Consider the following 13,264-nt stretch of genomic DNA (forward strand, 5'->3'; position numbering starts at 1 on the left):
GGGGCGCGTCGGGGTGCCGTTGGTCCGCTCGGATGCCGTCCGTGACGGGGCGCCGCCGGCCCTCGGGTCTGCGCGATCCGGACTTCCGCCGCAGCCGGGATCACCCCATCGCTCAGCGCCGCCTGCCGCGCACAACGCCCTCGGCGGCTCCGCGGAGCAAGCCCGCACGCGTCACGCCCCCCGCTCGTGGCGCTCCGGTTCCCGCCCTTCCTCCTGCGCCGGGGTTCCCGCCCGGATGTCGCGCCCGGCGAGTGGCGCCAGCCGGTGGGTGGCGGTGTCGACCAGTTCCAGGTCCGCCTTGGTGTGGGCGATGGCCGCGTCGATCAGCAGGGCCACCAGCGGGTCGCCCGCGTGGACGCGCCGCAACCGTGTCAGACCGGCGAGTTCGGAGAGGTACGTCTGGCGCTGGGCCCGTACGAGGGCGCCAAGGGTCTCGGGGCCCAGCGAGGCGGCACCGAAGAGCTTGAGGAACAGTTCGTCACGGAATCCGCCGGTCCGTACCCACGCGGCGGTCGCCCAGTCCCGCAACTCGTCCCGCCCCTGCGGGGTGAGGGTGTAGCGCGTCTTGTCCGGGCGGTCCGACTGGGTCACATGGGACCGGGTGACGTAGCCGTCGCGCACGAGGCGGTCCAGGATCTGGTACAGGTGGCCGATGTTGAGGCCGCCCCACTGCGGGCCGATCGCCTCCTCGAAGCGCCCCTTCAGCTCGTAGCCGTGGCTCGGCCCGTCGGACAGCAACGCGAGCACCGCATGATGCAAAGGCATTTTACACCCCCTATGTATTGTGACAATGTACTCCTGCATTGGCACAATGCAGGAGGTGGGCAGGACCATGGGCGTGACACTGCGGGGAGTGACCCGGGGTTACCCCGGAATCACCGCGCTGGACTCCGTCGACCTGGAGATCGACGACGGCATGTCCGTCGCGCTCACCGGCCCGTCCGGCGCCGGCAAGTCCACCGTGCTGCACCTGATCGGCGGCATGGACCGGCCGGACTCGGGCATCGTCGAGGTCGACGGCGAGGAACTCACGCCGGGCCGGCTGGACGCCCACCGCCGCCGGACCGGCTTCGTCTTCCAGCGCTTCCACCTGCTGCCCGCCCTGACGGTGCTGGACAACGTCCTCGCGCCGGTACTGCCCCGCCGGGTGGACTTCGACCGGCGGGCCCGGGCCGGGGAGCTGCTGGAGGCCGTCGGCCTGGCGCACCGCGCCGGTGCGCTGCCGTCCGAGCTGTCCGGTGGCCAGCAGCAACGGGTCGCGGTCGCCCGGGCGCTGATCAACCGGCCGGGACTGCTGCTGGCGGACGAGCCGACCGGCAACCTGGACAGCTCGACCGGGCGGGAGATCATCGACCTGCTGCTCGCCCTGAGCCGGCAGTACGGCATGACGATGCTGGTCGCGACCCACGACGCCGAGGTCGCCGCGAACTGCGACCGCATCGTGCGGCTCCACGACGGCCGGATCACCTCCGACGAGCTCGTGACGCCGGCCGCCGACGTGTTCGACCGGCTCGGGGGGTTCCGTCCGTGATAGCCATGATCTGGTCCCAGCTGCGGCGGCATCGGGCCCGCGCGCTGGCCCTGGCCGCCGGCATCCTGGTCGCGGCCACCAGCTTCACCCTGCTCACCTCGACGGTGACCACCAGTCAGGCGCGGACCACCGAGACCGTGCGGAAGAACGCCCGCTCCGCGTACGACGTCCTGGTGCGCCCCCGCGGGAGCCAGACCGCGGTCGAGCGCAGCGACGGTCTGGTCGAGGCGAACTTCCTTTCCGGGATCTTCGGCGGCATCACCCTCGACCAGTACGACCGGATCAGGGCAATGGCCGGGGTGCAGGTCGCGGCGCCGGTCGCCAACGTCGGCTACCTGATGGTCCCGGGGCGGTTCACGATCGACGTGTCCGCGTTCCTGGACAGCGGGGCGACCACCCAGATACTCCGGGTCAGCCCGACCCTGACCGCGGGGCTGGGCAGGTACCGGGCCGCCGACCAGTACGTCTATCTGACCCGCAACCCCGTCAAGACGTTCAAGGACTACACCGGAACCCACTTCTACGGCCTGCAGGAGGAGGACACCGGACACGGGAAGTACTACGTCTGCTGGTACTACAACGAGAACAAGACCGGCATCCTCATCAACGGCGGCGACCACACTCCGCTGACGCCCACGCCCGTCCCTGAGGACCGCCGGGAGCACTCACCCTTCGAGCGGGACATGAACTCCCAGCTCAACTGCCAGTCAGGCCGGGGCAGAGCCACGATCGAGGTCCCGGCGTCCTATCCGGTGCTGCTCTCGGCGATCGATCCCACCGCCGAGGACCAACTGGTGGGCCTGCACAGCACCGTCACCACCGGCCGCATGCTCACCGACCGGGACAGGCCCGTCTGGGGCACGAAGAAGAACTACTCGGACGAGCCGTACTACCTGATCCCGGCCCTGCTCAGCAGCAAGGCGCTGACCGCGGGGACCCTGAACGCCACCGTGGAGCGGCTGGACATCGGCGACCCCGCGGCGGTGCCCGCGAAGCTGGGCAGCCCGGCCGCCCACGACTTCGTCAACGGCCTGCACGGGACACCCGTCGGGCGTGTCACCGCCGACCTCGCCAAGGGATTCCCGCCCGCCGACTCGCTGTTCAACCTCGGCACCGAGGCCTACTGGACGATCGGACCGGTCGACTACCGCCGTTCGCGGGGCCGGCTGGTTCCCCAGCCTCGCGCCGGCCAGTCCCCCGAGCTCTGGCGGACCCGCCAGGAGGAGCAGTTCGTCGAGGACGTCCCCGAGGAGAACACGGGCACCCAGTTCCGGAAGGCCACCGCTCATCCCAGCACGTCCGGGTTCTGCTGGGGCGTCCGGACCTGCGGCGACTCGGAATTCGGGCGGTCCTCGCAGCCGCTCGTGGACATCGTCGGCCGCTACGACACCGCCAGGCTCCCCGGCTTCTCCGCGCTGTCCGAGGTCCCGCTGGAGACCTACCGGTCCCCGCAGGTCACCGGCGCCGACGCGGCCGGCCGCGCGGCCCTGCACGACCGCCCGCTGCGACCGGACCGCAACCTCGGCGGCTACCTCACCGCGCCGCCCACCCTGCTCACCACGATGGACTCGGTCTCCGTCCTCGCCAACAGCCGCCAGAAGGCCTCCGTGCAGGACAAGGCGCCGATCAGCGCCATCCGCATCCGGGCGGCCGGCGTCACCGGCGTCGACCCCGCCTCCCAGGCCCGGGTCAACTCGGTCGCCGGCCAGATCCGCGCCGCGTACCCCGGGCTGCAGGTGGACATCACCGTCGGCAGCTCCCCCGCGCCGCAGACCCTCATGCTGCCGTCGGGCGTCAACGTCTCCGAGAACTGGACGGCCAAGGGCGTGGCCCTGCGCATCCTCAGGGCCGTCGACACCAAGAGCGCCGTGCTGTTCGTGCTCGTCCTGGTGGTGTGCGGACTCTTCCTGGCGCAGGCCGCGCTCGCCTCGGTACGGTCACGCCGCGTCGAGATCGGCACTCTGCGCGGCCTGGGGTGGTCCTCGGCGGAGATCCTCCGGCTGATCCTCGGCGAACTGGTGGCCATCGGCCTCGGGGCGGGCGCGGCCGGTTCGGTGCTCGCCTGGCTCCTGGGCTCGCTGCTCGGACTGTCCGACGCGGTCGTCAGGGCGGCACTGGTACTGCCCGTCGCACTGCTGCTGACCGTCGCCGCCGGCGTGTTCCCCGCCTGGCGGGCCACCCGGCTGACACCGCTGGACGCCATCACGCCGCCGGTGGCCGCCACCGGCCGGGCGACGCCCGTCCGCTCGGTCATGGGCCTGGCCACACGCAACCTGCTGCGGGTTCGCGGCCGGACCGTGCTCGGCGCGGCGGGACTGGCGCTGGGCGTGGCGGCCTTCACCGTTCTGCTCGCCCTCACCCTGGGCTTCCGCGGCCAGGTGGCCGGCTCGCTGCTCGGCAACGCCGTCGTCGCGCAGGCCCGTACCGCCGACTACCTGAGCGTCGCCCTGTCCCTGCTGCTCGGCGCCGCCGGGGCCGTGGACGTACTGGTCCTGTCCATGCGCGAGCGCGCCGCCGACCTCGCCGTCCTGCGCGCCACCGGCTGGACGACGCGCGAACTCGCCCGGCTCAGCCTCTACGAGGGAGTCCTGCTCGCCCTCCTGGGCGGCCTGAGCGGTGCGGTCGCCGGGCTCGTGACGGTCCTGTCGATCGGTCGGGGCATGCTGGACGGACGTCTGCCGGCGGTGGGCGGTGCCGCGCTGCTCGCCACCGTGGCCGCCGTCGCCCTGGTCTGCGCTGCCCTCGCCTTCCCCGTCCGTCTCCACTCCCGTATCGCCCCCGCCCACCTGCTGGCGGCGGACTGACGTGGGCCCCGGCCGTCGCGCGGCGCCCGGGGCGGCTACCGCGGCCCGGAGGGCGGCAACCGGGTCCGCGCGCCATCAGCCGCCGCTCAGGCCGTGACCCCGGTGACGCGGGCACTTGTGCGCTGTGGCCGCGCCCCGGACCGGCGCGCTCGCCGCCGCGCCCGGTAGGGGCCTCGCCCGGCGCGGGGTTTTGGGCCGTACCGCGCGCTCACCCGTGGGCCCACGGCCGTCCCGGTCCGGCTGGGGGACGGCAGGCCGGGGACTCCGGCCGGCGCGTTCCGCCACCCGGCGGACCGGCCGGATGGAGGGGCACCGCGGAGCGGCGACGGAGCCCCTCGTGCCGCGGCTACGCGGCCCCGTGGGACGGGGCGATGCCCTCGATACGCTGGGCCAGGCCGAAGTCCCGTTCCGTGAGCCGGCCGCCCGCCGCGTGCGTGGTGATGGAGACGGCGACCGTCTGGTATCCCAGCGTCAGGTCGCTGTGGTGGTTCAGCTCGTCCTGGATCTGCGCGATGTGCATCACGAGGACCGCCGCCGGGATGTGCGGCAGCCGGTACGTGCGCAGCAGGCTCGCGCCGTCCTCGGACAGGGACCAGCCGGGCAGCTCGGCGAGGCGGTCCTCGATCTCCTTGTGCGACAGGGGCTCGGCGTAGGGTGACATGGTTTCATCGTGGCACCGCATACCCTGCGGAGCCATGACCGAGATCGCGGGAAATGGAACGGGCGCGGCGCACCGGGTCGCGGTGGTCACCGGGCCGGGTCCGGCATCGGGCGGGCGGTGGCTCGCGAACTGGTGGCCGGCGGCTGGGTCGTGGCAGCGGCCGGCCGGCGGGAGGAGGCGCTGCGCGGGACCGCCGACGGCCTGCCGGACGAGGCGGTGGCGGTCATCCCGACGGACGTCACCCGCCCGGAGGCGGTGGACGCCCTGTTCGCCGCCGCGGGCGCCCGCTCCGGCCGCGTCGACCTGCTGTTCGACAACGCGGGAACGGGGGCGTCCGCCGTAGCGCTGGACGAGCTGACGTACGAGCAGTGGCGTGCCGTCGTCGACGTCAACCTCAACGGCGCGTTCCTGTGCGCGCAGGCGGCCTTCCGGACGATGCGCGCGCAGCGGCCGCAGGGCGGGCGGATCATCGGCAACGGGTCGATCTCCGCACACGCGCCGCGGCCGCGGAGCGCTGCGTACACGGCGACCGAGCACGCCGTCACCGGACGGACGAAGTCCCCGTCGCTGGACGGCCGTCCGTACCGGATCGCCTGCGGCCAGATCGACATCGGCAACGCGGCCACGGGGATGACGGAGCGGATGGCGGCCGGGACCCCGCAGGCGGACGGACGACTGATGGCCGAACCCCTGATGGACGTCACCGACGTGGCCCGCACCGTCGCGCACATGGCCTCGCTGCCGCTGGAGGCGAACGTGCAGTTCGCGACGGTGATGGCGACGACGATGCCGTACATCGGCCGCGGCTGAGGGCACGGCCGGGACCGCCGCCCCGGCCACACCCACCCACGGCCGGATTCGACCACTTCACCCACGGAAATGGTCAAGTCCGAAATACGTCCCATAGGACCGCTTGCGTCGCGTTACGTTGCGGCATGCTCTCCAAGCACCACCGCGACGTATGGTCAGAAACGCCCGCAGACGAAGTCGGGTCCCAGGCCGGGGCCCCCGAACCGGAGACCGAGCTGATAGCGCTGCCCGGTCCCGTGTTCGTCGATTCCAGCGGGAGACGGGCCCGCGCGGTACGCAGGGCCGGCTGGCTGGTCGGCGCGGCATGCTCCGTCTACACGGCGGCGCTGGCGCTCAGTCTCTCCGGCGCGACGCCGATCGCGCCGAAGACGCTGCTGCCGCTGCCGGGGGTGCCGAGCACAGCGCCGGACGAGGCGGGCTCCTCGGGGACGGGGGAACTCGACGTACCGGCCGACCAGGCCGCAGCACCCCCGGTGACGGCGGGCTTCCTCCGGGCGGGGGCGGCGGCCGCGCCGTCCCCGCCCGGGACGGCCGGCTCCCCGTCCTCCCCCAGCCCCAGCGTCTCCCGGACCGATCGCCCGGCCAAGGGTGGCGGCGCCGCCGCCACCCCGCGGGCGACCGCGGGCAGCCCTGCCGCCCCGACCCCTACCGCCGGCGCGACCGCGACCGAACCGGCGCCGTCCGGCTCCCCGTCGGCGCAGCCCAGCGGTTCCGCCTCCGCCGCCCCGGGCGCCTCCGACGGCCCCGTCGACCAGCAGCCGCAGGGCGGCCAGTGACCGCCCTGCGCCCCCGCTTCGTCATACCCCTGCTCGCCCTCGTGGTGCTCGTGTGCGTCCTGCTGCTCGGCGGCTACGTACGCGGCGACTTCGAGGCCGACCACCGGGTCCATCCGCCGGTCTCGGCGGACAAGGTGCCGGAGGCGGTGCTGGAGGGCGGCCCGGTGGTCGACGCCACCGGCGAACGGCCCCGCTCGTACCGCACCCCGGACCGCACCATCGCCCTCACCTTCGACGACGGACCCGACCCGGTCTGGACACCGAAGGTGCTGGACGTGCTCGAGCGGCGACACGTGCGCGCCACCTTCTTCGTGACCGGCGGCATGGCCGCCCGGCACCCCGGGCTGATCCGGCGGATGGTCGCCGAGGGCCACGAGATCGGGGTGCACACCTTCTCCCACCCCGACCTGGTGTACCAGTCGCCGGGGCGGATCGACCGGGAGCTGTCCCAGACCCAACTGGCGCTCGCGGGGGCCGCCGGCATCCACACCTCCCTCTTCCGCCCGCCCTACTCCTCGACCGCCGACGCGCTGGACGACCTGTCCTGGCCGGTCGTCCAGCGGGTCGGCAAGCAGGGCTACGTGACAGCCTTCATCGACCGCGACGCCGAGGACTGGCGTCGGCCGGGCGTGCAGGCGATCGTGGACGCGTCCGTGCCGGCGAAGCCGGGCGAGGGCGCGATCGTGCTCATGCACGACGCCGGCGGCGACCGCTCGCAGACCGTGGCGGCACTGGACCGGCTGATCCCGCGGCTCAAGGAGCGCGGCTACCGCTTCGCCACGGTGGGCGGGGCGGTCGGCGCCACGTCCACCAACGACAGGGTCAGCGGCTCGGAGCTGTGGAAGGGGCGGGTCTTCGTCGCCGCGGTGGAGGTCTCCGAGGCCGCGGTCCCGGCGCTCGCCGTCCTCCTGGCCGGGGTGGGCCTGCTGGTGCTGGCCCGGTTCGCCGCCATGCTGGTGCTGGCGCGCCGCCACGCGCGGCAGCGCCGGGCGCCCGGCTTCCGCTGGGGGCCGGCGGTCACCGAGCCGGTGAGCGTCATCGTGCCCGCGTACAACGAGAAGGAGTGCATCACCCAGACCGTGCGCTCCCTCGCCGCGAGCGGCCATCCCATGGAGATCGTGGTCGTCGACGACGGCTCGACCGACGGCACCGCCGACCTCGTCGAGGCCCTGGACCTGCCCGCAGTCACCGTCGTACGGCAGCCCAACAGCGGCAAGCCCGCGGCGCTCAACAACGGTGTGGCGCACGCCCGGCACGACCTGATCGTGATGATGGACGGCGACACGGTCTTCGAGCCGGCCACCGTCCGCGAACTGGTGCAGCCCTTCGGCGACCCCCGGGTCGGGGCGGTCGCCGGCAACGCCAAGGTCGGCAACCGCTCCCGGATGATCGGGCGCTGGCAGCACATCGAGTACGTGATGGGCTTCAACCTCGACCGGCGCATGTACGACCTGCTGCGCTGCATGCCCACCATCCCGGGCGCGTGCGGCGCCTTCCGGCGGGACGCGCTGCGCGACGTCGGCGGCATGAGCGACGAGACCATCGCCGAGGACACCGACGTCACCATGGCGCTGCACCGCGCCGGCTGGCACGTGGTGTACGCCGAGAACGCCCGCGCCTGGACCGAGGCGCCGTCCTCGGTGCGGCAGTTGTGGAAGCAGCGTTACCGCTGGAGCTACGGCACCATGCAGGCGATGTGGAAGCACCGCGGCGCCGTCCTGGACCGCGGGCACTCCGGCCGCTTCGGCCGGGTCGGGCTCCCGCTCGTCGTCCTCTTCCAGGTGCTCGCGCCGCTGCTGGCGCCGCTCATCGACGTGTTCGCGATCTACGGCCTGGTCTTCATGGACCCGTTTCGCACCGCGCTCGCGTGGGCGGGCGTGCTCGCTGTGCAGGCCGCGTGCGCGGCGTACGCCTTCCGGCTGGACGGCGAGCCGCTGCGGGACCTGTGGCCGTTGCCCCTGCAGCAGGTGCTGTACCGGCAGTTGATGTACCTGGTGCTGCTGCAGTCCTGCGTGACGGCCGTGAACGGCGGGCGGCTGGGCTGGCACAAACTGCGGCGCACGGGCGAGGTCGGCGCGCCCACCGTCGGCAGCGGCAGCGCCGGCCGCGTCTGAACATCGGTACTTTCCCGAGGAGTTGCCCCATGCCCGAAGCACCTGAGGCGGCAGCCCCGGCGGCTCCGCCCCCGCCCGCGGACGGCGCCGGGTCGCACATACCGGGTCCACGGAGCTCCAGCCCCGCCGCCCCCGCCGCCGCTTCCTCCGGCGGCGGGGGCGGGGGCGGCCGGGACCGCTACCTCGATTTGCTGCGCGCCCTCGCCCTGGTGCGGGTGGTCGTCTACCACACCTTCGGCTGGGCCTGGCTGACCCTGCTCCTCCCGTCCATCGGCATCATGTTCGCCCTGGCCGGGTCCCTGGCCGCGCACTCGCTGCAGCGGCCCGCGCTGTCCGTGGTGCGCGGCCGGCTGCGGAGGCTGCTGGTGCCCTTCTGGCTGTTCTCCGCGGCCGTGAACGTCCTGATGCTGCTGCACGGCTGGCGGCCGCACTCCTGGCACCGGATGCTGCTGTGGATCCTGCCGCTGGCGGACCCGCCCGGCACCGCCTGGGCCGAGCAGATCATCGCCCCGCTCTGGTACATCCGCACCTACCTGTGGCTCGTCCTGCTCTCGCCGTGGCTGCTCAAGGCCTTCCGGACGGCGCCGCGCCCGTGCCTGGCGGCCTGCGGCGCACTGGCCGTCCTCGCCCAGTACGACCGGCTGCCGCTCACCGAGCCGGCCCTCACCCCGGTGGTCGACCTCGCCACCTTCGCCGCCTGCTGGCTGCTCGGCTTCGCGCACCGCGACGGCCTGCTGGACGCCCTGCGGGCCCGCACGGTGGTCGCCGCGGCCGCGCTCTGCCTCGTCGCGGGCGGCTGGTTCGCGTACACCCACCCCACCGACGAGGGCATCGACCTCGGTGAGATCCCGCTGGCCCAGGCGCTGTGGTCGGCCGGTTTCGTGCTCCTGCTGCTGCGCTTCCGCCCGCGCCGGATGGGCCGCGTGCCCGGGGCCGACGGAGCCGTGGGGCTGCTCAACGCCCGCGCCGTGACTGTCTACCTGTGGCACGAGGTCGCGCTCTTCGTCAGCGTCCCGCTGATCGACCTGATGTGGGACGTGCCGTTCTTCGAGGCCCGTCTCCCGCTCGACGCGACCTGGTTCCAGTTCCTGGTCGTCTGGCCGCTCATCGGCGCGGCCGTCCTGCTGGTCGGCTGGACCGAGGACCTCGCCGCGCGGCGTCGGCCGCGCCTGTGGCCGGCGGGCGGCCCGAAACACGGCCGACGCGCCTGCGGACGCGCCGCGCGGGCACGCTGAACACCGGGGCGGAGGGCCGTCCGTCGTCACCGTGGGATCTGCGCGTCACCGTGACCGGGGGCGGCGGCGGGCGTCGGCAGGAGGAGCATTCCCGCCGCCCCGCCCAGCAGCCAGAGGGCCAACGTGGCGACCGGCCGGCCGAGCACCAGCGCGGCCTGGAAGCCGGTGCCCGCCACCGTGATGACGACGGTCGCGGCGCGCCGGACCCCGCCGCCCCCGTCCCACTCCCGGCGGAGCCAGCCGGAAGGCCGCCAGAACATCCACAGCCCCAGGACGGCGAGGAGAGCGGCGAACACGGCGAGGGAGACAGGCATCCGGGGGAACCCCTCGGGCCGCACATGCCCCCGGCCCAGTTCGAGCAGACCGCCGACCAGGACCACCGGTCCGACGAGGGCGAACACCCCGGCCACGAAGCGGACGAACCCGACGCCCACCCGCGGCGTCCCGGTCCGGCCGAAGGGCACGGACCACTCGGACAGCGCGTGGAAGCGGCGCGCCGCGCCCCGGAAGTCCGTGGCGACGATCCAGCCGAAGCCTGTCGCCCACAGCCCCCATGCCACCGTGAACAGCCCTCCGGCCGCGTCGCCGTCCGCCACCCGAGCCCCCTGTGCGCAACGTGGTCCTGCTCCTCCCGGGCGCGTCGTGCCGCCTGAGGCGGGGTCGGTCGCCGGTGCCACGGCGAGGATGGCAGGAGCCGCCGCCCGGGCGCATTGCCGGATTCCGGCAGTCTTCCCGAGCGGCCCACGGCCCGGTACCGGCCCGGAGCGGTGCGCGGCCGTCCCCTGCGCGGTCTCCCACCCGCCCGGGGCCGCCACCGCTCCCGTCCCGGGGCCCGGTTGCCGAAGACCGGCCCGCCCCACGCTGCACGACCTCGACCGCGCCAACGCGGCGAGTACCGGCCCCGAGGTGAACTGCGCGGTGCTGACCGAATTGCCGCCCGCCCAGGCGGCCGTCCGGCCCGTACGTCCGCACCGCAGCTCACCCGCATCCGCCCGTGGCAGGCCCGCGCCCTGCTCGCCTCCGGCCACCCGGGCGCCGCCGCGCGGTCGTGGAGGAGTACGGGATGGCGCGGCCCGCCGAGAAGCGCGCGGAACTGTCGGCGGAGAGCGGCGGCGCCGGCGGGAGTGAGGCAGACGAGTCGAGCTGTACGCCGGGTTCTGTCCCCGGTCGGCCTCGCGGCCGGCCGGGCGACGGCCATCCATCTAGGACCGGCGTTGCCGCCGGCCTCGTGCGGTCTACCCGCGGACTCGGGCGGGCAGCCCTCGATCGTCCGCGCAGGGCCGTCTCGCGACGGCCCCTCTTGACCTTGCTCCGGGTGGGGTTTACCTAGCTGCCCAGGTCACCCTGGGCACTGGTGGTCTCTTACACCACCGTTTCACCCTTACCGGGAGCCTCGCGGCCCCGGCGGTCTGTTTTCTGTGGCACTGTCCCGCGGGTCACCCCGGGTGGGCGTTACCCACCACCCTGCCCTGTGGAGCCCGGACGTTCCTCGGCAGGACCGAAGTCCTGACGCGGCCGCCCGCTCGGCTCGTCTGCCGTGCCGACCATGCTACCGGGCGATCACGCCGGGGTGAAAAGCACCGTGTGGCGGCCCGGGTCCGCCTGCGTGAGGCGCACCGGGAGCGGCTCGCCGAGCGGGAGCGGGGCGGTGCCGCCTCGGACGTGGGCGATGACCGCCGGGTCGCGGAGGTGGACGGTGCCTGAGGTCGGGTCGGAGTCCCTGATGTCGATGACGAAGGCGTCGAAGACCTCGCCGACGACGCGGTCCTTGAGGAGGGCTGCCTCGATGAGGTCGAGCGAGGCGCTCTCGATGGTGCCCGCGAACTGCGAGCCGCCGCGCATGTCCCGGGGCAGCTCGCGGAAGGCCTCCTCGACCCACTCGGGCGGATCCTGGCCGGCCACGGCCGCCACGCAGAACTCGGCCGCGTAGCGGTCGACCAGGCGCCGCAGGGGCAGGGCGCGGCGTACGTCGACGTCGGTGACCGCGCCGTCCGCGTCGAGGTCGATGCGCCACAGCACGGCGGGCCGCTCCTGGCCTGCCAGCAGGCTGGCCGCCCCCTCGCCGAGCACCGGCGGGTGGAGCGGCACGCGCAGGTCGGGGAAGTAGAGGGTCTGCACCCGCCGGTGCGCCTCGGCGTCCAGCGCGCCACCGGGGGTGACGAAGGCGGCGACGTCGGCGATGGCATACGCCACCCGGTAGCCCCGGCCGCCCTCCCGGACGGCAAGGTGCATCGCCTGGTCCAGATCGAGCGAGCCGGGCGGATCGACCGTGAAGAACGGCGCGTCGGTGGCGTCGTACCCGGGCAGCCGGGGGTCGCGCGCGGCCTGCTCGGCCTCCGCGAGCACGCCCGCCGGGAAGCCCCGCCGCACGTGCAGGTCCGTGCGCGGTGCTTCGAGGGCGGACCTCAGCCGGGCTCCGTCGGCGGTGGTCACGCGCAGGGGACGACGAGGCATGCAGCGAGCCTGAGCCGGGCGGTCGTAGGCTGCACTGCACCGGGGAAACGTGAAGGAGAACAGCTGTGCTCGTCCTGCTACCGCCGTCCGAGGGCAAGGCCACCGACGGCACCGGCCCCGCCGTCGACCTGGGCTCCCTCTCCCTGCCCGGGCTCACCACGGCCCGCGCGACGGTGCTGGACGAGCTCGTCGGGCTCTGCGCGGGCGGCGACGAGGACAAGGCGGCGGAAGTACTGGGGCTCAGCCCCGGACTGCGCGGCGAGATCGCCCGCAACGCGGGGCTGCGCGACGCACGGACCCGGCCGGCGGGGGAGATCTACACCGGCGTCCTCTACGACGCCCTCGGCCTGGCCACCCTGGACGCCGCCGCCCGGCGCCGGGCGGCCCGGTCACTGCTGGTCTTCTCCGGGCTGTGGGGCGCGGTCGGCGTCCGGGACGCGATCCCCGCGTACCGCTGCTCGATGGCCGTGAAGCTGCCGGCGCTCGGGGCTCTCGCCACGTACTGGCGCACGCATCTGGCCGAGGCCCTCCCGGACGCCGCGGAGGCCGCCGGCGGCGGCCTGCTGCTGGACCTGCGCTCCTCGGCGTACGGGGCGGCGTGGAAGCCGGCCCCGCGCAGCGCGCTGGCGGGACGAACGGCGACGGTGCGGGTGGTGCAGGCGAAGACGCGGAAGGTCGTCAGCCACTTCAACAAGGCGACCAAGGGGCGGATCGTGCGGGCCCTGCTGGGGTCCGGGGCACGCCCCAAGAACCCCGACGCGCTGGTCGCGGCCCTGCGCGACCTCGGCTTCACGGTGGAAGTGGCCGGTCCCGGCCGCCTCGACGTCCTCGTGACGAACGTTCACTGAGCCTTGTGCGGCGCCGTTCTCGCCGTTGTCG

At 74.1% G+C, this 13,264-nt stretch carries 11 protein-coding genes and 1 other RNA gene; 7 read left to right on the plus strand and 5 right to left on the minus strand.

What is annotated here, in order from left to right:
- Nucleotides 1-171: 171 nt before the first annotated feature.
- Nucleotides 172-765 (minus strand): PadR family transcriptional regulator, encoded by a 594-nt coding sequence (locus tag AC3EUJ_RS12595; protein WP_431961203.1) that lies wholly within the window; start codon nucleotides 763-765, stop codon nucleotides 172-174.
- Nucleotides 766-832: 67 nt separating this feature from the next.
- Between AC3EUJ_RS12595 and AC3EUJ_RS12600 the strand changes: the two genes are divergently transcribed.
- Both AC3EUJ_RS12600 and AC3EUJ_RS12605 read left to right on the plus strand, forming a co-directional pair.
- Entirely contained in the window at nucleotides 833-1,531 is a 699-nt protein-coding gene (locus AC3EUJ_RS12600; RefSeq protein WP_431961204.1) for an ABC transporter ATP-binding protein, read from the plus strand.
- Nucleotides 1,532-1,536: 5 nt separating this feature from the next.
- A complete protein-coding gene (locus AC3EUJ_RS12605) occupies nucleotides 1,537-4,335 on the plus strand; it encodes an FtsX-like permease family protein (protein WP_431961205.1) in 2,799 nt (932 codons plus the stop codon).
- Nucleotides 4,336-4,681: 346 nt separating this feature from the next.
- Here the strand turns inward: AC3EUJ_RS12605 and AC3EUJ_RS12610 are convergent, their stop codons facing one another.
- Nucleotides 4,682-4,996, minus strand: a complete 315-nt coding sequence (locus tag AC3EUJ_RS12610) for a 4a-hydroxytetrahydrobiopterin dehydratase (protein WP_431961207.1) — start codon at nucleotides 4,994-4,996, stop codon at nucleotides 4,682-4,684.
- A 117-nt stretch (nucleotides 4,997-5,113) separates the two neighbouring features.
- On the opposite strand from AC3EUJ_RS12610, the gene AC3EUJ_RS12615 reads away from it, so the two are divergent.
- From AC3EUJ_RS12615 to AC3EUJ_RS12630, 4 genes are all read left to right on the plus strand, one after another.
- Nucleotides 5,114-5,806, plus strand: a complete 693-nt coding sequence (locus tag AC3EUJ_RS12615; RefSeq protein ID WP_431961208.1) for an SDR family oxidoreductase — start codon at nucleotides 5,114-5,116, stop codon at nucleotides 5,804-5,806.
- Between the two features lie 125 nt (nucleotides 5,807-5,931).
- Entirely contained in the window at nucleotides 5,932-6,582 is a 651-nt protein-coding gene (locus AC3EUJ_RS12620) for a hypothetical protein (RefSeq protein ID WP_431961209.1), read from the plus strand.
- Nucleotides 6,579-8,696 (plus strand): bifunctional polysaccharide deacetylase/glycosyltransferase family 2 protein, encoded by a 2,118-nt coding sequence (locus AC3EUJ_RS12625; protein ID WP_431961210.1) that lies wholly within the window; start codon nucleotides 6,579-6,581, stop codon nucleotides 8,694-8,696. The genes AC3EUJ_RS12620 and AC3EUJ_RS12625 overlap by 4 nt, the downstream gene beginning before the upstream one ends.
- Before the next feature lie 29 nt (nucleotides 8,697-8,725).
- A complete protein-coding gene (locus tag AC3EUJ_RS12630; RefSeq protein WP_431961211.1) occupies nucleotides 8,726-9,931 on the plus strand; it encodes an acyltransferase family protein in 1,206 nt (401 codons plus the stop codon).
- Between the two features lie 26 nt (nucleotides 9,932-9,957).
- On the opposite strand, the gene AC3EUJ_RS12635 is transcribed toward AC3EUJ_RS12630, so the two are convergent.
- The 3 genes from AC3EUJ_RS12635 to AC3EUJ_RS12645 all read right to left on the minus strand — a co-directional run bounded on the left by AC3EUJ_RS12635 (nucleotide 9,958) and on the right by AC3EUJ_RS12645 (nucleotide 12,385).
- Complete coding sequence (locus AC3EUJ_RS12635; protein ID WP_431961212.1) at nucleotides 9,958-10,527, minus strand: hypothetical protein; 570 nt, start codon at nucleotides 10,525-10,527, stop codon at nucleotides 9,958-9,960.
- A gap of 534 nt (nucleotides 10,528-11,061) precedes the next feature.
- Nucleotides 11,062-11,462, minus strand: an RNA gene (gene rnpB / locus AC3EUJ_RS12640) — RNase P RNA component class A.
- Between the two features lie 29 nt (nucleotides 11,463-11,491).
- Complete coding sequence (locus tag AC3EUJ_RS12645) at nucleotides 11,492-12,385, minus strand: RNB domain-containing ribonuclease (protein WP_431961213.1); 894 nt, start codon at nucleotides 12,383-12,385, stop codon at nucleotides 11,492-11,494.
- A gap of 65 nt (nucleotides 12,386-12,450) precedes the next feature.
- Here AC3EUJ_RS12645 and yaaA point away from each other — a divergent pair, with 65 nt between their 5' ends.
- Nucleotides 12,451-13,233, plus strand: a complete 783-nt coding sequence (yaaA, locus tag AC3EUJ_RS12650; RefSeq protein ID WP_431961214.1) for a peroxide stress protein YaaA — start codon at nucleotides 12,451-12,453, stop codon at nucleotides 13,231-13,233.
- The last annotated feature ends 31 nt before the right edge of the window (nucleotides 13,234-13,264 follow it).

The sequence above is a fragment of the Actinacidiphila sp. bgisy160 genome (genome assembly GCF_057707815.1).

Excerpts from the sequence above, each read along its gene's own strand:
- AC3EUJ_RS12595 (WP_431961203.1), bottom strand. The coding sequence starts at position 765 with ATGCCTTTGCATCATGCGGTGCTCGCGTTGCTGTCCGACGGGCCGAGC.
- AC3EUJ_RS12600 (WP_431961204.1), top strand. The coding sequence starts at position 833 with ATGGGCGTGACACTGCGGGGAGTGACCCGGGGTTACCCCGGAATCACC.
- AC3EUJ_RS12605 (WP_431961205.1), top strand. The coding sequence starts at position 1,537 with ATGATCTGGTCCCAGCTGCGGCGGCATCGGGCCCGCGCGCTGGCCCTG.
- AC3EUJ_RS12610 (WP_431961207.1), bottom strand. The coding sequence starts at position 4,996 with ATGTCACCCTACGCCGAGCCCCTGTCGCACAAGGAGATCGAGGACCGC.
- AC3EUJ_RS12620 (WP_431961209.1), top strand. The coding sequence starts at position 5,932 with ATGCTCTCCAAGCACCACCGCGACGTATGGTCAGAAACGCCCGCAGAC.
- AC3EUJ_RS12630 (WP_431961211.1), top strand. The coding sequence starts at position 8,726 with ATGCCCGAAGCACCTGAGGCGGCAGCCCCGGCGGCTCCGCCCCCGCCC.
- AC3EUJ_RS12645 (WP_431961213.1), bottom strand. The coding sequence starts at position 12,385 with ATGCCTCGTCGTCCCCTGCGCGTGACCACCGCCGACGGAGCCCGGCTG.